At 37.1% G+C, this 19,169-nt stretch carries 19 protein-coding genes and 1 tRNA gene; 3 read left to right on the forward strand and 17 right to left on the reverse strand.

Going from position 1 to position 19,169, the window contains the following annotated elements:
- Positions 1-599 precede the first annotated feature (599 nt).
- Positions 600-710, reverse strand: coding sequence for a hypothetical protein (locus J0H12_01870; protein ID MBN9412660.1), 111 nt, complete (start codon positions 708-710; stop codon positions 600-602).
- Positions 711-1,496: 786 nt separating this feature from the next.
- On the opposite strand from J0H12_01870, the gene J0H12_01875 reads away from it, so the two are divergent.
- Positions 1,497-2,762 carry a Y-family DNA polymerase gene (locus J0H12_01875; protein MBN9412661.1) on the forward strand — a complete coding sequence of 422 codons (1,266 nt, stop codon included), beginning with the start codon at positions 1,497-1,499 and terminating at the stop codon, positions 2,760-2,762.
- 118 nt (positions 2,763-2,880) lie between these two features.
- Here J0H12_01875 and J0H12_01880 read toward each other — a convergent pair whose 3' ends face one another.
- The 7 genes from J0H12_01880 to J0H12_01910 all read right to left on the reverse strand — a co-directional run bounded on the left by J0H12_01880 (position 2,881) and on the right by J0H12_01910 (position 11,067).
- On the reverse strand, positions 2,881-3,087 hold the full coding sequence (locus J0H12_01880) for a hypothetical protein (GenBank protein ID MBN9412662.1): 207 nt from the start codon (positions 3,085-3,087) through the stop codon (positions 2,881-2,883).
- A 143-nt stretch (positions 3,088-3,230) separates the two neighbouring features.
- Positions 3,231-4,199, reverse strand: coding sequence for a hypothetical protein (locus J0H12_01885; protein ID MBN9412663.1), 969 nt, complete (start codon positions 4,197-4,199; stop codon positions 3,231-3,233).
- A 161-nt stretch (positions 4,200-4,360) separates the two neighbouring features.
- The gene (locus J0H12_01890; GenBank protein MBN9412664.1) at positions 4,361-5,236 is read right to left on the reverse strand and encodes a LysR family transcriptional regulator; all 876 of its coding nucleotides are present in this window, start codon (positions 5,234-5,236) and stop codon (positions 4,361-4,363) included.
- Entirely contained in the window at positions 5,229-6,146 is a 918-nt protein-coding gene (locus J0H12_01895; GenBank protein MBN9412665.1) for an EamA family transporter, read from the reverse strand. The genes J0H12_01890 and J0H12_01895 overlap by 8 nt, the downstream gene beginning before the upstream one ends.
- Positions 6,143-7,333 carry a thiolase family protein gene (locus tag J0H12_01900; protein ID MBN9412666.1) on the reverse strand — a complete coding sequence of 397 codons (1,191 nt, stop codon included), beginning with the start codon at positions 7,331-7,333 and terminating at the stop codon, positions 6,143-6,145. The genes J0H12_01895 and J0H12_01900 overlap by 4 nt, the downstream gene beginning before the upstream one ends.
- Before the next feature lie 42 nt (positions 7,334-7,375).
- A complete protein-coding gene (gene mgtE, locus J0H12_01905) occupies positions 7,376-8,764 on the reverse strand; it encodes a magnesium transporter (GenBank protein ID MBN9412667.1) in 1,389 nt (462 codons plus the stop codon).
- Between the two features lie 2 nt (positions 8,765-8,766).
- Positions 8,767-11,067: an NADP-dependent malic enzyme gene (locus J0H12_01910; GenBank protein MBN9412668.1), complete on the reverse strand. Its 2,301-nt coding sequence runs from the start codon at positions 11,065-11,067 to the stop codon at positions 8,767-8,769.
- A 204-nt stretch (positions 11,068-11,271) separates the two neighbouring features.
- On the opposite strand from J0H12_01910, the gene J0H12_01915 reads away from it, so the two are divergent.
- Positions 11,272-11,763 (forward strand): hypothetical protein, encoded by a 492-nt coding sequence (locus J0H12_01915; GenBank protein MBN9412669.1) that lies wholly within the window; start codon positions 11,272-11,274, stop codon positions 11,761-11,763.
- Positions 11,764-11,776: 13 nt separating this feature from the next.
- On the opposite strand, the gene J0H12_01920 is transcribed toward J0H12_01915, so the two are convergent.
- A complete protein-coding gene (locus J0H12_01920; GenBank protein MBN9412670.1) occupies positions 11,777-12,508 on the reverse strand; it encodes a hypothetical protein in 732 nt (243 codons plus the stop codon).
- Positions 12,509-12,901: 393 nt separating this feature from the next.
- Here J0H12_01920 and J0H12_01925 point away from each other — a divergent pair, with 393 nt between their 5' ends.
- Positions 12,902-13,402 (forward strand): hypothetical protein, encoded by a 501-nt coding sequence (locus tag J0H12_01925; GenBank protein ID MBN9412671.1) that lies wholly within the window; start codon positions 12,902-12,904, stop codon positions 13,400-13,402.
- Here the strand turns inward: J0H12_01925 and J0H12_01930 are convergent.
- The 8 genes from J0H12_01930 to iscU all read right to left on the reverse strand — a co-directional run bounded on the left by J0H12_01930 (position 13,386) and on the right by iscU (position 19,168).
- Entirely contained in the window at positions 13,386-14,117 is a 732-nt protein-coding gene (locus tag J0H12_01930; protein ID MBN9412672.1) for a hypothetical protein, read from the reverse strand. The two genes, J0H12_01925 and J0H12_01930, sit on opposite strands and share 17 nt — an antisense overlap.
- 174 nt (positions 14,118-14,291) lie before the next feature.
- Positions 14,292-14,576 (reverse strand): hypothetical protein, encoded by a 285-nt coding sequence (locus J0H12_01935; GenBank protein MBN9412673.1) that lies wholly within the window; start codon positions 14,574-14,576, stop codon positions 14,292-14,294.
- 845 nt (positions 14,577-15,421) lie between these two features.
- Positions 15,422-15,508: transfer RNA gene (locus J0H12_01940), tRNA-Leu, on the reverse strand.
- Positions 15,509-15,660: 152 nt separating this feature from the next.
- The gene (locus J0H12_01945; GenBank protein MBN9412674.1) at positions 15,661-16,089 is read right to left on the reverse strand and encodes a rhodanese-like domain-containing protein; all 429 of its coding nucleotides are present in this window, start codon (positions 16,087-16,089) and stop codon (positions 15,661-15,663) included.
- A gap of 64 nt (positions 16,090-16,153) precedes the next feature.
- Entirely contained in the window at positions 16,154-17,923 is a 1,770-nt protein-coding gene (gene hscA / locus J0H12_01950) for a Fe-S protein assembly chaperone HscA (protein ID MBN9412675.1), read from the reverse strand.
- Between the two features lie 7 nt (positions 17,924-17,930).
- The gene (hscB, locus tag J0H12_01955) at positions 17,931-18,434 is read right to left on the reverse strand and encodes a Fe-S protein assembly co-chaperone HscB (GenBank protein ID MBN9412676.1); all 504 of its coding nucleotides are present in this window, start codon (positions 18,432-18,434) and stop codon (positions 17,931-17,933) included.
- A complete protein-coding gene (locus J0H12_01960; GenBank protein ID MBN9412677.1) occupies positions 18,427-18,777 on the reverse strand; it encodes an iron-sulfur cluster assembly accessory protein in 351 nt (116 codons plus the stop codon). Before J0H12_01960 ends, hscB begins: the two co-directional genes overlap by 8 nt.
- Positions 18,770-19,168: a Fe-S cluster assembly scaffold IscU gene (gene iscU, locus J0H12_01965; protein MBN9412678.1), complete on the reverse strand. Its 399-nt coding sequence runs from the start codon at positions 19,166-19,168 to the stop codon at positions 18,770-18,772. The genes J0H12_01960 and iscU overlap by 8 nt, the downstream gene beginning before the upstream one ends.
- Between the last annotated feature and the right edge of the window lies 1 nt (position 19,169).

The raw sequence follows: 19,169 nt of genomic DNA on the forward strand, positions 1-19,169 counted from the left end.
TTGCGGTTAAATCACCAAATGATTCATTGAGAGCGGCAGTTTGTGGAGAGCTGTAATCAAAGTCACGCCTGAAAAAATGTAGAACAGCATGAGCAGTTTCATGAGCTACAATATCGAAAGAGCGAGATGTATATACGCGTCCTTTTGTTGGAGAATTGAAAGGGAAAAAATGCAATTCTCCGCCAGACTTTGATGTGGGAATAAAATAAGCATTATTCTCAGAACTATCATCATGAGGGAATATTGCAAGAGGAGTTCTGTTGAGCCAATTATTATATGAAAGCCTAAAACCGTTTGTAGTTACGCGTATGGTCTCTTCAAAAAAATTAAAATCACGATCGTACATTGTTACGACAGTATCGGCGACTGCAACGGCATGGACAAAATCAAATTCGTCAGATTGAGATATAGGATCATATAAAAAATCCCCATCTCCTGTTTGCATAACTTGCTTATTTCTTGGTGCAATATAGGCATTTGGACTTGTGGGGCCATCTTTCACAAGATGAGGAATCAAAATTACGGCAGTCTCTCCATTGAAAGAGATCTCATCTTGCTTATAGATCCTCATGCGTGAGCCTTGTCCGGGTTCTACATAGTCAGAAGCGTTTGATTCTCCTAATATAAAAGAAGAAATTATCAGAGTCGGAATTACTATTTTGAAGATTGTGTAACTTTTCCTCTTTAATTGATTGTAGTTGTTTTTTAATGTCATAAACTTCCCTCCTTAAACAATTAGAACTTCAGTAAATTAGAAGAGAAATAAGAATTCTATCCATGAGTAAAAACTACTTAAGTAGAAGATTTTGTCACTTATTCATGGAAAATTAGAAAAATATCATGTCGAGAATTTTTATAAAAAGCATATGGAACTACTTGTCAGATTTACAGAAATTATGAGATAAGAATGGCAATAATTAAATTAGTTATTTCATTATTTATGTCAAAAATTGAGATATTGTTTTAATTTCGCAAAATTAAATAAAAAACCAATAAAAACAATAACTTTTTCTCTTGTATTTGTGTTTTTTCCTGCTAAATTAGCCTTACCGAGTAGCTGGGGGCTACCATAGCCTTAAAGTTCCATTGGCAAGTTAGGGGAGGGACTTTAAAAAAATATAACAGGGAAGGCTAAAAGATTTCTAATCACCCCCCACAATTCTTCTACAACTCTACTATAATCTTCGTTGAAATTTAGTTTATGTTCTTAATGAAATACCTTTTTCTGTAGGGAATTTAAGTCAATATTTTTGCTCTCTGCTATTGTAAGATATAAAAAAACACTATTATCTTGAATTATTTAAATAAAATGAGTCCGTAAAAAAGAATCATATTCGTTCATTTTATTCTACTCATAGTTTTTCTCAAATTAGATTTTTTTGTAAAGAGTACATTTTTTATTGATTCTTGATCGTAAATCAATTAAGATGAAAATAAGTTGTAAATGTATTAATTTTTTAAATATGGCAGATTTCTTTTAAGAGAAAAAATCATTCATGACGTATGAAGATAAACCCAAAATTGGATTAGTTGACTGTAATAATTTTTTCGTATCGTGTGAGCGCGTATTTCGCCCAGATTTAAAAGAACGGCCGATTGTTGTTTTATCAAACAATGATGGATGTGCGATTTCTCGCTCAAATGAAGCAAAGAAATTAAATATCAAAATGGGGGAGCCTTACTTTAAATTCATTTCAATTGTGAAAAAACATAATGTCCAAGTTTTTTCGTCAAACTTTGAGCTTTATGTGGATATATCACGACGTGTAATGACAACCTTACAAACGATGGTTCCTTTGATCGAAAAATACTCTATTGATGAGGCATTTTTGGATCTTTCTAAGATTCCAGATGGGGAGATTGAAGCTTTTTGTTATGAACTTCAACAGCGCGTTCAGAAATGGACAGGAATCCCCATTTCTATCGGAGTTTCTCGGACAAAAACCTTAGCAAAAGTTGCTAATACTTATGCAAAAGAGGGGTGTGGGTTATTTAACCTTCTTGAAGAGAGAGAAATCGAGGGATTTTTAGCTTGCCTTCCTATAAGTGACGTGTGGGGAATAGGACGTAAATATGCAGCTTATCTGAGAAGTAAAAATATCGAAACAGCTCTCCAACTTAAAAGAGTTCCATTAAAATGGATACGTCAAAAAATGAATGTGATAGGGGAAAGGATAGTTTGGGAGCTTAACGGGCAGATTGCCTATCCTATAGAGAAGCAAGAATCTTCAAAAAAGACTATTTTAGTATCACGTACTTTTAAAGATCCTTTTTCTTCATTTGAAGATTTAGCTTCATTTGTTTCCGCATTAATTGAAAAAGCTGCAGAAAAATTAAGAAAAGAAAAAAGATTGGCAACATATGTCCATATTTTTATAAAGACTAATCGTTTCCATCGAGAATCTTATTATGCCAAGAGACATGTTGTAATGCTGGATGTGGCCTCGAATGATACATTAATATTGCATCGAGCTGCTCAAATAGGCTTGAGAAAGATCTTTTCTTTCGGGCCAAAATATAAAAGAATTGGTGTGTGTTTAAGCGGTTTAGTTGAGCCATCCTGTTTACAATACTCTTTATTTAATCTCTCTTCCCTACAGCAAGAAGGGCTTACGGCAACGATTGATCAGATTAATGAAAAATTTGGAAAAACAGTCATAATGTATGGAGATTTTCAGGTGAAAACGTTTAAATTAACTCAACGAGAGTATTTATCACCTTGTTACACGACGCGTTGGGAGCAGCTTGCAAAAGTATTCTAGGAAGATAGAAAAATCTGAATTTAATGAGGGGATGAAGATTAAAGATAAAAGTTTTTTGGGAATAACCTGATCACGTAGATTTCAGTTTTTCTAAAATAGAGATTTTATCCTTGAAAACTCAAATAGGAGAACCGTGAACTGCCGTTGAAAAAAGACGGGAAGAATTTTCCTTGCGTCGATTAACTACCCAAGAAGCCGCTGCAGAAAGGTGTTTTTGGGAATTTGCATTAACTTGAGTTAAGGGGGCAAGTGCTGGAGAATTCATGCGTGTAAGAGCTTGGGCAATTTCATTAGCAGTAAGAGTAACTTTATGATGATTGAACATATTTAAGTTCTCCAAATTAGATAATTTAATTTTTTCTTCTTATTACTTAAGGGATTACCATATCTTACGTTAACATGCAAAGTAAAAAATGAAAAATTCGCGACAAGAAACTTTTATCGCAAAAATTTGGATAATTTTGTTGGTTAGCTCGCTAATTTTAAACTAGAATTCAGAATATTTTGCCCTAAAGTGGTCATTTTTCCATGTTTTTGGACAGTTTCAAGTGAAGAAGTATATTTAACTTGATAGTATTCGATAAGAGTCGCACAACGTATCTGCTCGTTTTCTGGGAGTAATTTGCTTCTATAAAGAGCTCTTAGAGCATATAAAATTCGGGATCCTACGAAACTTGCATGATAAATACCAATAAGAGGACGTTTATCTTCTCTAAATGGAGCAGGATAGCGCTCTTCTGGTGAATTTAACACTAAAGGATCTTCTGCCGATAAAGAGTGTAAATATAGATGTCCAGTTTCATGGGCAAAAGCATCTACAACGTCTGCAAGAGATTCAAAGGGGGAAGATTCACTAATATAGATTAAACCAAGAAGATTGAAGCTAGAGCCGTATCTTGTTGTTCGTGAGGTATTAAAGGTTAATATTTCGCCTAGAAACACAGAAATTTCTTTATAAAGATCTTCACAACTTTGTGAAATCAGATTTAATCCTTGTTGAAAAAGAGATTTAATTCTTTGATGACCTTCCAGAGAGGAGGGGGTAAAAGTTAAGCCCCCAGGGATTTCAAAATTTGAAGCTTCTTGAAATAATTCACTAAAATAAGGAGGTAAAGTATTAACCCAAAGAAAATTAATGCCCTCAACTTGAAAATCGTTTTCAGAAATATGCTGAGCTATCTTTTTTATAGTAGGTATATCTTCATGTGTAAAAGCTTGTGAGAGGGCGGCATTTAAAGCATGCAAAAAACCCGATATTTTTTTCTCAGAATTAAGAGAATTTAAATTTCTCATAGAAAGTTGATAAACTTCGGCTGAAAGCACTTCTTCCGCGGCTTCTAAAAGGTGGATTAAACTAGAAATAAGCGCTTTATTTAAGCGTGTTCTTAGAAGTAAGGCGCGTTTCTCACAAGGTTGTGCTTCAAATAAATGAATCATAATAAAAACCCACTGTATAAGTTGGCATAAAGAAATAAGCTGAAGAAAATATTGATTTTTTCATGAACCTTCCTCATAAAAAATCATTACTTTATTTTTTCTGATGAAGATATTAGTAATGCTAAAATGGATCGTAGCACAGTAAGTTGGTTTTTCAACTCCTATAATTTTAAAAATTCATAGCATTCACGAATAAGGCGACTTTGGAAGTCAGCTGCCCGCGTTATAAATTGAACATCAAAAGTAGGGCCAACTTCATTAGGAAGAACTTCAACTAAACCAGCATCTTGAAGTAAAGGAGTTTCTTTTGGAATTGCAAGAATTCCAAGCCCTTGTCGGGCCGCTTCAAGTTGACAAACAGCCGAATTCACAGCAAGCCAACTTTCACGTAAAGTATGAAGAGGCATATTTTCTTGAAGATGCCAATCTACATTGCCTCGATAACCAGGAAGTTCTGGATAAAAACTGATTAATTTGTGATTTTTTAAATCATCAAATGTTTTAGGAATACCATATTTATCTAAATATTCTTGGCTTGCAAAAAGCTTACTATGATAGGTTAAGAGTTTTTGTTGGGTTAATCCTTCAGAATAATTAACCTTAGAGAGAATACCTATATCAGCTTTAGAATTTAAAAAGTCAACTTCTGAATTTGTTGTTGAAATTCTTATCTTTAAATTTTGTTTATACTCAAGGAATGGTTTTAGTTTTTGAATTAACCAAATACTCACGACACCATTCGTTGTAATAATAAAAAGATCATCTTTAGGTTTTTCTTCTTGAGCGTAGTGAGTGCATGCTCTTTCTAAGCTTGGGATTAAATTGTTGACGTCTTTAAAGAGGTTTTTACCGAGTTCAGTGAGTTCTAATCCAATTTTCTTGCGTCGAAGAAAAAGCTTTGTTTTAAAATAATGCTCTAAATCCATAATATGCTTCCAGACAGAAGTCGGATTCTTCTCTAGAGTTTGCGCCGCTCGTTTTACGGAGCCTTCTTTAGCTACATGATAAAAAATACGAAGTTTCTCAAAATCAATCATGAGGCATAACTCTAAGTTTAATTAAAAAAGCATCTATTTTAAAACGCTTTAAGAGAGGGTAACATCGGGTTACAAAGACCCCAGCCAAGATAATTACACCCGCTAAAAGTTGAGAGAATGTTAACATTTCTTGCATAAATATAGAAGAAAGAATGCATGTAAATATTGGTAAAAGAAGCATGAAGGGAGCTTGTTGAGCCGTCGTAATTCGATGTGCTAATTTTAACCATAAGTAACTTGCACAAATCGTTGATATAATGCCTACATATAAGGCGCATGCAATACCAATAGTGCTTAAATGAGAAAATTCAAGCAGGGTTTGTTGCGGACCTTCAGATATTGAAATAATTGCAAATAAACAAGGAACAGAAATGGTTGAAAGCCATGCATTATCAGCCATAGTAGCACCAATTTTCATTTTTTTGAGAAGTGTAAAACCAATTCCCCAACAAATAGATGAAAGTAAGATAGAGATTATACCGATCATGGTATTGTTGTGTAAAGTGTTGGAACTATCTTGAGTTAGTAAATAAATTCCATAAAAAGAAATAACCATCCCAATCACTTCAAAGAGATGAACTTTTTCTTGTAAAAAAAGATAACAAAAAAGAACACCAAAAAAGACATTTGTTTGTATCAAAAATGAAGAAATACCTGCACTAATTCCTACTTTAAATCCAAAACCAATGAAGAGGAAGTTTAAGATATTCCAGAAAAATCCAACAATTAAATAACGCCATAATTGATGAGGTGGTTTCCGATAAATTAAAAGAAGAGGAATGGCAGGTAAAAGTCGCAAAAAACCAAGAAAATAGTTTGAGATATGAGTTGCTGCAAATTTTTGGACAAGAAGACTTGTTGACCACAAAAATACAACAAAGATTGCAGTTATACTATCTCGTAAGGTCATTGCTCTTGTCTTTCAATGGCAATTGCTGTTGCTTCTCCACCCCCAATGCAAAGTGCTGCGATCCCCCGTTTTAGGTTATATCGTTCTAAGGCATGAAGAAGAGTAACAATAATACGTGTCCCACTTGCCCCAATTGGATGGCCTAACGCACAGGCTCCACCATGTATATTGACTTTATTAATATCTAATTTTAACTCTTGTATGACAGCCATAGGAACAAAGGCAAAAGCTTCATTAATCTCAAAAAGATCCACATCTTCTATTTTCCAATTAACCTTATTAAGCAATAATTTAATGGCATTAATAGGGGCTAATGTAAACAAATCGGGTTCATGAGAATAAGTAACGTGACCTCGAATAAGAGCGCGAGGAGAGAGGTTATGTTCTTTTGCCTTCAAGGTGGTCATTAAAACGACTGCAGCAGCGCCATCTGTAAGGGGGCTTGAATTTGCAGCTGTGATGGTGCCGCCTTCTTTAAAGGCAGGCTTAAGAAGAGGGATCTTATCAAACTTTACGCGTGTCGGCGGTTCATCTTCTGAGATGACCTTTACTTCCTTTCCTACATTGATGGAAAGGGGTGAAATTTCGGGTTGAAACCAACCTTCGTTAATGGCTTGTAACGCTCTTTTTGCTGAGAGGGCTGCGAATTCATCTTGTTGCTGACGTGTGAGTTGGCATTGTTCGACGGCAATCTCTCCGAGAACACCCATTGAACATCCTTTTTTATAAGCATCTTCAAGACCATCATACATCATGTGATCAAAAATTTTACCATGCCCTGCACGATAACCTTTACGCGCATTTAAAAGGAGATAAGGGGCATTACTCATACTCTCCATACCGCCGGCAATGATGGTCGCTTCTTCATCACTTTTAATTTGATCGTGAGCTAACATGATTGCTTTCATGCCAGATCCACAAACTTTGTTAATTGTGGTCGCTCCTACACTTGATGAAAGTTTGGCAGTAATTGCCGCTTGTCTTGCGGGAGCTTGTCCCAAGCCGGCAGGAAGAACACAGCCCATAATAACTTCTTTTATGGTGGGGTGAGGGGAAGGAATATCTTCAAGAACCGATCGAATCGCGTGGGCCCCCAGATCAACGGTAGTAACAGAACTTAAAGAGCCTTGAAAAGCACCCATGGGTGTTCTTTTTGCGGCAACAATACAAATTTCATTTTTAGACATATGCTTCCCCTTTTACTTTTTCTTATCATTAATTAAGCGTTATTAGAGCAAAATTAAAGTCGCAAGTCCAAGAAATATTGCATATCCAAAAACATCTGTTGTTGTGGTTAAGATGGGGCCGGCACTAACCGCGGGATCTAAGCCGAGTCGATGAATTACAATAGGAAGCATTGTGCCTGCAAAAGCAGCCCATAACATATTGCAAAAGAGCGCAACGGCTAAAATGACGCCTAACCATAGATCATTCACCCATAAGGCGGCAATTCCGCCGAGAAGACATGCAAAAAACGTTCCCGTGATCAAACTTACAAGAACTTCTCGCGAGACAGCTCGCCAAATTTCACTTTCGCGTAACTGGCGTGTGGCGATGGCTCTTACAACAATTGTAACAACCTGCATTCCAGAATTTCCTCCCATTGCGGCGTTAATCGTCATGAGAAAGGAAAGGGCGGTTATTTTTTGAATTGATACTTGAAATTGTGCAATCACAAATGAGGCAATAAGAGTATTAATGAGGGTAATGAGGAGCCATCGGATACGCCAATAAGCAGTATTGCTGACGGGTTCATTGACATTTGATTCATGAACTTTCGAAATGTGAAGGATATCTTCTTCTACTTCTTCGCCAATAACATCAACAACATCATCAAGGGTAATCATTCCAACAATGCGACCAGATTCATCAATAACGGGGGCAGAGACAAGGCCATAGTGTCGAAAAGCAAAACCAACTTCTTCTTGATCTTTTGTCACAAGAATAGGCTTCATGTCATGATGCATAATGTCTGAGACAATCGTGTCAGGTTGATGACGTAAAAGAAGGCTTAGAGAAATTTCGCCTAAGGGGTTCTGGCGTGGATCAATGATATAAATTGTATAAAAATTTTCAGGTAAATCATGAGAATTTTGAATAAATTGGAGTGTTTCACTTACCGTCCAAAAAGGCGGTACGCACACCAATTCACGTTGCATAAGTCGACCTGCACTATCTTTTGGATAGCTTAGAAATTTCTCAAGTATGGTGCGCTCTCTTGGAAGCATTGCTTGAAGGACGCGTTCCTGAAGTTCTGTTTTGAGAGAAGAAAGAACTTCAAGGGCATCATCACTCGCAAGTGATTTTAAAGCATCTGCAATGAGTTCAGGTCCGAGCATTTTAAGCACGTGAACTCTGGTGGGGATATCCAGATTTGCTAAAATCTCAGGATTAAGAGAATCTTTAATCGTGCTTACAAAATGTTCACGGAGGTCTGGTTGTAAAGATGCAATAAGATCTGCAACATCTGCCGCATGCAAGTCTTCAATGAGTTGATGAACTTTTATATCTTCTTTATTTTCAAGGGCAAGTGAAATGGCGGAGAGACGTTCTTCTGAAACACCAAAAAGATTTTCTGTGAGGGAATCTTCAGGAAGAGAAGAGGATTCTGTGACCATAACTACATTCCTATTTTCAAAAGAGTATTAGAAGAAGTTTTCATCTGCGCATCTACGACAGCGACAGCTGTCATATTGAGGAGGCCTCGAACCGTTATAGAAGGTGTGACGATATGGGCTGCTTTAGAGGCTCCTAACAAAATTGGTCCTATGTTTTGGCCATCCGCCATAATTTTAACAAGGTTAAAAGCAATATTTGCTGCATCCAAATTAGGCATCACAAGAAGATTTGCACTTCCTTGAAGTTGAGAGTGAGGAAATATTTTTTTACGTAAAATCTCTGAAAGAGCAGCATCAGCATGCATTTCTCCTTCCACTTCCAAGTCAGGGACGTGCTGCCGTAATTGCTCTAAAACGGTTCGCATTTTACAGGCAGAAGCAGAATTGCTGGTGCCGAAATTAGAGTGCGAGAGAAGGCCCACTTTTGGAATAATTCCAAATTCACGTACTTTTGCGGCGGCCAAGTTTGTGATTTCGACCAATTGATCAGCGGTGGGTTCTTCATTGACGTAAGCATCGGTGATAAAAATGACTCCTTTTTCAGTGACAACGGCATTTAAGGTTGCCCACACATTCATATCAGAAGCTTGTCCAATAATTGTTTGTATGTGATTTAGGTGATGGGGATGACGCCCATAGATACCACAAATCATCGCATCTGCATCATTTCTTTTGAGCATCATGGCAGCAATGACTGTCGAGTTCGTACGCACAATAAGTTTTGCAGAATCAGGCGTAATTCCTGAGCGTTCTAAAAGCGCATGATAGTCTTGCCAATAATCATTGTAACGAGGATCCTTTTCAGGATCTACGATATCAAAGTCTTTATCGGGAATGATCCGTAGCCCTAAGCGTTGAAGTCTTGTTTCAAGAACATTCTTACGTGCAATTAAAATGGGATATCCTAATCCTTCATCACATATAATTTGGGTTGCGCGTAAAACGCGTTCTTCTTCACCTTCGGCAAAAACAATTCGTTTTGGTGATTTTTTGGCTTGGGTAAAGAGAGGCTTCATGGTGAGGCCGGATCGATAAACATGTTCGTTTAGCTTTTGTTTATAAGCCTCGAGGCAATCTACGGGGCGCGTAGCAATGCCTGAATCCATGGCTGCTTTTGCCACAGCAGGCGCAATCTCAGTCATCAATCGGGGATCGAAAGGTTTTGGGATGATATAGTGAGGACCAAAGATTAACTCATCATCTCCATAAGCATGAGCGACGATATCAGATAACTCAGCTTTTGCGAGATTGGCAAGAGCATGGACGCAAGCTAACTTCATCTCTTCATTAATTTGGGTGGCTCCGACGTCTAAGGCACCTCGGAAAATAAAAGGAAAGCATAAGACATTGTTAACTTGATTCGGAAAATCCGAGCGTCCTGTTGCGACGATCGAATCAGGACGAATCATTTTTGCTGTCAGAGGATCAATTTCCGGAGTGGGATTTGCTAAAGCAAGAATAAGAGGAGAGGGAGCCATTTTAGCAATCATCTCAGGTTTCAAAACATTACCAGCTGAGAGGCCTAAAAAGATGTCAGCTCCCTCCATGACGTCGCTTAAATGGCGAGCCTCGGTTTTTTGAGCAAAACATTTTTTATGAGGGTCCATTCCTTTTTCACGACCTTCATAAACCACGCCTTCAAGATCTGTCACAAAGATATTTTCTTTAGGAAGACCGAGTTCTGTTAAAAGTTTTAAGCAGGCAAGCGCGGCAGCGCCGGCTCCTGAAGTGACAAGTTTTACGTGAGTGATTTTCTTATTTACAAGTTCAAGGGCATTTAAGACAGCCGCTGCCACAATAATGGCAGTGCCATGTTGATCATCGTGGAAAACGGGGATTTTGAGTCGTTTTTTGAGTTCTTCTTCAATTAAAAAACATTCAGGAGCTTTGATATCTTCAAGATTTAAAGCGCCAAAAGTGGGCTCAAGGCTTGCAATGATATCAATCAATTTGAGAGGGTCATCTTCTTTGATTTCAATATCAAAAACATCAATTCCGGCAAATTTTTTAAAGAGAACAGCTTTCCCTTCCATGACGGGTTTAGCGGCTAATGGGCCTATATTGCCAAGGCCAAGGACCGCACTCCCATTTGTAATAACGCCGACAAGATTCGCGCGTGCGGTGAGATGAGCAACTTCCTGTTCATCCCGCACAATTTCTTCGCAAGCTGCCGCCACACCGGGAGAGTATGCCAAAGAAAGGTCTCTTTGATTGGCAAGTGGTTTCGTCGCCGTCAATGAAAGCTTACCGGGTTTAGGAAAACGATGGTAATCAAGGGCACTTAAATAAAGGTCTTTTTTCATACGTGGTCAGTTCATTTTTATATTAATAAAACTATTATGCACACTAACATAATGATAACTGCAACACGATACCCCTTTTTTTTCAAAGAGAAAAAATGTAATTTTGGCCGTTCGAGGTGCTTACATTTTTCCAAAGATTGACAGATAAGAAAAAATACTTTAGGTTTTTACTTACAAAGCACGAACAAACAAAGGGTTGATAGGATGTTAATTTTCAAAAACTCTGCTCGTTTTATTTTTTCATTTATTCTTGCGATAGGATTTTCTGAGATGAGTCATGCTTCCTGTGTGGATGATTTAATTAATGAGATTAAAAGATCGCCTAATTTATCTACAGAGCAGATTATTTTACAAGCCATAGAAAAATTTCCACACGGCTCGCTTCTTGTAGCAAAAGAGTATTCAGAGGAGCAATTAAAGACGAATTGGGCTCATCTTCTTAATTTTCTAACTAGAATGGGACTAGAAAATTTTGACTATAAAGTTGAATTAGAATCCCAACAAACATCTAAAATAGATGAATTAGATAATCTCTCCTTTCACACAATGCCAAGCATCTTTCCATCTCAGCATGAGAACAGTGCCTATAAAGTTGCAATTGCCCAAGTTTTCCATCTTTCAGAAGATCGTTCTCTTTCTGAGGAGAAAATGGTTAGTATAAAATCCCTATTGAAGAAGTATGAAAATCTAAAGTAAATACTTAATTATTTCATTGAGCAGGAAAGGAAGTTTTTAATTCACCGCCTGACCAAGTAATGTCGCCAGCTTTTTTCTCAATATCGTCTACATTAATACAGACACGTGCGCTGTTAACATCTTTATTCGTTAAGTAATCATGCCCTATAGTATCTCTGCCAAAGATTTTTTGAGATTCCGAAGAGGAAAAATCTTTTATAATTGATAAGCTACAATCAAAATTATTAGCGCGAAATTCATACTTGGTTGGGTTATCTATAATTTCTTTTGTGATTTGTTCGAGTAATTGGTCTGCCGTCGAATTATCTTTAACATAATAATAGCTTTTATCTTGTTTAGCTTTAATTTTTTCAGACTCAATATGATTCGCTTTAATATGTCCTATAAACCCTTTAAAGTTTCTTTTTCCTTGTTCTATTTTATTGTAGACGGTTTTTTTATAAGTACGTTGTCCAATTGAGAAAGCTATTTTTTTTCCAATTTCCCCACCAGCTGTTAGAAGATCATGAATTTCATTTGGATTGATAGAGGTGTTTTTCAACTTTAAAAAAGCAATAGTTACGGTTGTTTTCTCAAATGTTGATTTTATATCAATTGCTTGAATTTTAGCCGTTTTAGGTTTTTTTTCAGCATTGGGATTTATGTCATCGTCATTTGCTTCTTGGATTTCAGTTCGTGCTCTTTTTTTCTTATTTTCTATTTTTGAAAATCTCTCATTTAGACTTCCCCAAGAATCTATGGGCATTAAGAGAGAGGTTGTAAAAATGGAAAAAAGAATGAACGTAAAAAATCGAAATTTTGGAGAAATCATAAATTTTTATTCCTTAAATATTTATTATTAGAATAATGATTTTTTCTTAATAAAATACTAATGTTTGGGAGGGTATATTTTAGAATAAGACTTATATTTAAATTTTTATTTATAATTAATTTTCATACTTGGTTAGGTTCATTTCTCATTAAAACTTTATATATACTACCATAATGATAAGGCTGACACGATACCCCTTTTTTTTCAGAAGAAAAAAATATCATTTAGGTGATGTGAGAGCTTTATAATCCTTCAAAGATTGACAGATAAGAAAAAATATTCTACATTTTTCATTTAAAGAGTGCGAATAAACAAAGGGTCGATAGGATGTTATCTCTCAAAAACTCTGCCCATTTTATTTTTTCATTTATAGTTGCTGTGGGATTTTCTGAAAAGTCTCTAGCTTCAGATTCATATATTGAACAATCACAAGGTCTTCAATCACACCCGAAAAGGACTTTGTCCTCTAAAGAGGATATTTTAAACCTTGGAGAAGAATTTCCTCACGATCCATTATTGGTCAATACATATTCTGAAGAAACGTTAATTAATAATTGGTGTTCTTTCCAAAATATTTTGAGACAACCGAACCACTTAAAAAATGAGTGTTTAGAAGAATTAGACTTCCAACAAAAAAGAAAAATTCGGAAATTAGAAAATCTGTATTCTTATACTCTTTCTTCTGCTCTTGCGACTGACTTGTACGAAAAAGCCGAATATGTTGTATTTGCTCAAGTTTGTGATTTTCATAGAGATTCTCCTAAAGAGATTGCTCAAAAATATGGTATTTCTGACTCTGTTTATGCGAGGTTTACGAGTGTTCTTTAGGATAAGCTGTATTTAAAGACGTCAATCCTGACCAAAAAGGTTTTCCAAATTCTTTCTTTACTTCATTAATTCCAAAACAAACAACGGCATGATTAACATAGGAATTATTGGAGTTATCATATCCTAAATTTTTATGACCAATTAAGCTCTGGACTTCGTCCACTGAGAATTTTCTAATAACCGAAAATTCACATTTTTTTCCATCTGAGCGATAGGAATAATCCCCCGGTGTTTCAATCGTTATTTTTACAATTTTATCGATATCTTCTTTTTTCTTCGTACGAAAGTAAGAGTCACCAGGATCGGCTTTTTTATGTTCAGAGTGATCATTTAAAATCTCTTCAATTTTAGCATTAAGCTTTCCAAGTGTTTCAGTTTTCGAATAGATACTTTTTGCGATAGAGAAAGCAATTCTTCTTCCAATTTCATCTTTTTTAGCTAAAAGTTCTTTAATTATTGATGTCTTAATATCTTCATTTTTTAAAATGTCTAAAACATCTTCTTTTTCGTTTTGGCTAAGTAACTCTCTGACAGCATCAGCGTTTAATTCTACTTTTATTCTCTTATTCTTACTCTCCGTTAACTCGCTTGTTGGCCCTCTCTTCTTAGGATTAGATTTACCGTCTGAACCCAAGGATATAGATGGTGTTAATAAGTTTAACATCAAAATAGAAATTAAGCTTAATTTAGTAAATTGAGACCATTTTAGTGCCATGAAATTATTTCCTTTAAAATAATAATTAGAATGCCAATATTTTCTTAAAAAAATATTAATGATGAGAAAGTATTTAATATGAATTTCTACAGTAAATAACTTATTAATCATTTAGTTCCAATTTTTCTTATTATGATTTTATATTCTTCTTTCATCCAATGTTTCCAATCGTTGTCATTCTCGGGGAGCGAGAATCTCAAGCGACCGATAGGACTCGCCAATCAGCAGTCGATCTGTGTCTCCTTCATCTCCGAAGGTGAGGTCCCACCACCGGTTAAAGGGGTGATGATCAGGCCTTTGATTGTGCTCTCTCAGAGAAGGAAAACAAATCTTCTTCTCTTTCCACTCTCTTTTCAACTCTTTCTGAAGAAGTTCTTTTTCTAAGGTTGAGGAATCTTCCCCTAGGTGGAATCCTCGATTATTCTTAACGTTTACTATGTGGTCATATATCATCATCATTTTATTATTACTCCCTGTTTTATATTGTTTATGGTTTGTTCTTCTCTTCGAAAAGAAGATGGGTCTTGGAGATAAGATACGGAATGAATGTTCCTTTCTGCATCACATCCTGTTTCTTCTCTTGGGTCCTAGACCCTTTTATTCTTCCTCAGATCGAGTGCACGCATTCACATCATCTGTTGAAAAGAATTCTTTGGTCGTTCTTGGGACATTTTCATGTTCTTTGAACGACTTTCTGGTGCTTGCTTACACCATTTGATTGCCTGAGATCCTCGGAATGCACACGAGGATGACGAGAGAAAGATTGCTATCCCCATCGCTCTGCTCCACCCCCTCACTTTCACCGTGCCTGTCACGCACACTGAGGGGTTTTCCCTCACTTTCATTTGGCAAAGAGAGAGTATTCGCTCAAAAAGAGCGTTGAGTTTTTGTTTCTTCTCCTAAGTAAGGCTTTAAATCCCTATTTTTAGTCTTATTCTTCTTCTTTAGGACTCTTGAGAGAGGGACTGAAAGGATTATAGGGTTTGACCTATAAGATGCGAAATACTCTCTTATCATCCTATTACCAGACTATCATAAAATGATACAAATATCAAGAAAATTCAGTGCAAATATCAAATAAATAAATAATATAAATCAAATAGTTATAAAATAATTCTTCCCTGCAAAAAGGCATCTTTATTAACGATTTGACATTTTTATGATAAAAGATAATTTCTTTGAATTTTGATTTGGGATTTAGATAAATCTTCGTCTCAATTTTATATCTGAAACACGTATAAGAGCATGGAATTCCCTGTTAAATTTTGAATTATTTTTTTAAAATTAAAAGGGAAAAAGAAATTTGGTGCGGTCGAGAAGACTCGAACTTCCACAGAGTTTCCTCCACAGCGACCTCAACGCTGCGCGTCTACCAATTCCGCCACGACCGCACAATCATGCTTGGTAACCTTGCCTAGATAGGGCGAAATCAAACGTTTTGCAAGTAAAAAATATTTTAAAAAGAGAATGATTCTTGAGAAGGGGAAATAATTTTTTTAAGGAGTCCAGCTTCTTAACTGGGCTCCTTATTTATAGTCGTTCGTTAAGCTTTTTCAATCGGCTTATTATGGGCTTTCCATTCACGAATTCCATTGTGGTAATCAATAATATTTTTATAGCCTTCTTTGAGCAAACGGCTTGCCATCATTTTACTGGCAGGGCATTTAACACCCGCGCAATAGACAACAATAAGGGTATTTTTTTCCGGAAGAAGATTGTCGATCTCTTCTTGAGTCGATTCAATATGAAGACGCGTTGCGCCAGAAATCAGAGTGCCATCAAAATATTTATCAGTTCTCGCATCAATTAAAACGAAGGGTGTTTTAGCCTTCATGAGGGCCTCAAGGCCTAACATATCAATTGTTCCACAAGAAATTTCTTCAGCTTGATTTGGTGCTTTTTTATGAGCTTGTAAAGTGAGAGGAGAGAAGAGAAAGATGCTTAATGCCAGAAATAGTTTAATTGAATTCATAAGAGATTCCTTTCTTAGTTATGGATTTTAACGTTAACACACGATTGTTAAGAGATAAAATTTTTTATAGTGTCGTGACATCCCTGCCTTTGAGGGCTTCATTTAAATGATAAGTCATCCTTTTGACAGCAAAGGGGTGCGTTGCGGCGGCTAATTTTTCCGTGGTTTGTTGAATTGTCGTACGATCTGCACTGTGAAGGTCTGCTTCAAGATTTCTTAGCAGAGAGAGGATCAAAATCTTTTCATTTTCTTCTAGCAATTCTTGGTCTTTTTCCAGAGCATCCAGCGTCACCTTTTGAATTCTTTCTGCTTCGACTTTGGCTTCAATTAAAAGGCGCGCCTCAAGATCTTGGTGGCCATGGGTGAGGCTGGTTGAAATCATTTCTAAAAGATCGCATTCACTTAAACCATAAGAAGGCTTAATTTCAATATATTGACTAATGCCTGTTGTTTTCTCTTTCGCCGTTACAGTTAGCAACCCATCCACATCCACGGTAAATTGGACTTGGATGCGCGCAATGCCGGCGGGGAGAGGAGGAATGCCATGAAGCTCAAACCGAGCTAGTGACCGACAATCTTGGACGAGTTCTCGTTCTCCTTGGACGATATGAAGAAGCATGGCTGTTTGGCCTTCTTCATGGGTCGTAAATTCTTGTATTTTGCTCACAGGAAGGGGAGAATTGCGCTCAATAATTTTCTCAACAACACCTCCAAGTGTTTCAAGTCCTAAGGATAAAGGGGTGACATCCAAGAGAAGATTGTTGCTTCCTTGGGTCAGCGCTCGCGCTTGCAACGCAGCTCCGTACGCCACGACTTCATCAGGATTGATATCATCAAGAGGCTTTTTGCCGAAGAAAGTTTCGACAGCCCTTTTGATAAGAGGCATCCGTGTCATGCCACCAACCAAGATGACTCCTTTTATGCTTTCTTTTTGAATATTTGCATCTTTAAGGGCTTTTTGGCAATGCTCAAGAGTGCGATCGATAAAGGGAAGAGTGAGGGTCTCAAGTTGCTGACGGGTCAAGGTGTAGGCTTGATTTTCGAGCGTAAGGGATGCTTCCTCTTCGTCGGTAAGTTTTTCTTTAAGAAGGCGGATGATAAACAAAGCTTGTTTAAGATCAAGAGAGAGCCCTTTCTCTTGGAAATGGTTCTGGTAGATGGCGTGATCGATATCATCCCCTCCCAGATTCATATCGCCTCTTGTCGCCAAAACTTGGAAGACTTCGCCTTGAAGCTTCAGGAGAGAAAGATCAAAAGTGCCCCCGCCAAAATCATAGACGGCATAAATGCCTTGAGCTTTCTTTTCAAGGCCATAGGCAAGAGCTGCAGCAGTGGGTTCATTCACAAGGCGAAGAACTTCAAGGCCTGCAAGTCGACCGGCATCACGCGTCGCTGTTCGCGCGGCTTCATCAAAATAAGCGGGAACTGTAATCACGGCTTTATGAATAGGATGTCCTAATTGTCTTTCAGCTTGTGTTTTTAAATAAGCTAAAATATGGGAAGAAATCTCGACAGGGGTTAAAGAAAGTTTGCGCAAAATATGGCGTTGACTGGCATGATGCATGAACCTTTTAATGGAGCGCACAACATTGTCAGGATCTTGAGAGAGCATGGAAAGAGCATTTTTACCGACGATGGGAGAGCCTGCCTCAGTATAATAAACAGCAGAAGGGATGAGGCGTTCTCCTTGAAGTGGAATAAGCTGAGGAACATTTTCTTCAGCGGCAAAAGCCAAGAGAGAATGTGTTGTGCCAAGATCAATCCCGACAGCAAAGCTTTCTTCTTGAGCATGAGGGAGAGGGGTTTGTCCAGGTTCAACAAGTTGAAGTAGCATTGTTATTTTACTTTAAGTTGAGGTGTAATCGGTGGAGGTATTTTAATTTCATGAAGCAAGTAAGAGCCATATCCTTATCTTGCTTATCAATTGAATTTTCTAAAGCTTGCCAACTATGGTGAATTTCATTTTCAAGAAAGCTTTCAAGCTGCTTTTTTTCTTCTTCCGTGATGGCACCTTCAATTTTTTCATTAAGTTCCATCATGAAAGTGAGTAAATGAGGATCTTGCTTGCTTCCTAAAGTTTCATCAGAAACAAGCCATCCGAGACATTTTAAAAGGTGATCTGCGCGTTTCAGCGGATCTTTTAGAATTTGATAAGCTTCATTAAAAGCGGCGGCATAATCGGTTATCGTATTTTCTGATGATATATTAGAGGTTCTTAAGCGATCAGGATGATAGTGATGTTGGGCCTTGAAATAGCGTTGCTCAAGATCTTCAAGATCAATGTTTAAGTTCAGAGGGAGATCAAATTTCTCAAAAGAATTTTTTGAAAAAAAGTCACTAGACATGGAAAGAGTCTCCACACCCACAGCGACCTTTTTCATTCGGGTTTTTAAAGATAAAACCTGATTGAACTTGATCTTGAACAAAATCCATCTCTGTTCCTAAGAGAAAGAGTAACGCCTTAGGATCAATGAGAACTTTGATGCCTTTAGCTTCGACAATTTCATCTAAAGAATTTTTCTCATCCGCATATTCTAAAGTATATGAAAGTCCATTACAGCCTTTTGTTCGGATCCCAATGCGGATGCCTAAAGAAGGTTTTCCACGCGCAGATAAAAGCGTTTTAACTCTTTCAACGGCGGCATCCGTTACTTGAAGGACAGGGGGCTTTTCATGCAGATTAGACATCGCCATCCTTGGATCTTTCTTGCTTATCTTGATAATCTTTAACAGCGGCCTTAATCGCATCTTCGGCAAGCATTGAACAATGGATTTTTACAGGTGGTAAAGCCAAATGCTGAGCGATGGTTGTATTTTTGATATCTAAGGCATCTTCAAGGGTTTTGCCTTTTACCCATTCAGTCACAAGAGAGCTAGAAGCAATCGCAGAGCCACATCCAAAAGTTTTGAATCGCGCATCTTCAATGATGCCATCTTTAACTTTAATTTGGAGTTTCATGACATCTCCGCAGGCAGGCGCGCCGACTAAGCCTGTTCCAACTTCAAGATCTGAACCTTCAAATGATCCCACATTGCGAGGATTTTCAAAATGATCAATAATTTTATTACTGTAAGCCATA

It is taken from the genome of Candidatus Paracaedimonas acanthamoebae (assembly GCA_017307065.1).
Lineage (GTDB): Bacteria > Pseudomonadota > Alphaproteobacteria > Caedimonadales > Caedimonadaceae > Paracaedimonas > Paracaedimonas acanthamoebae_A.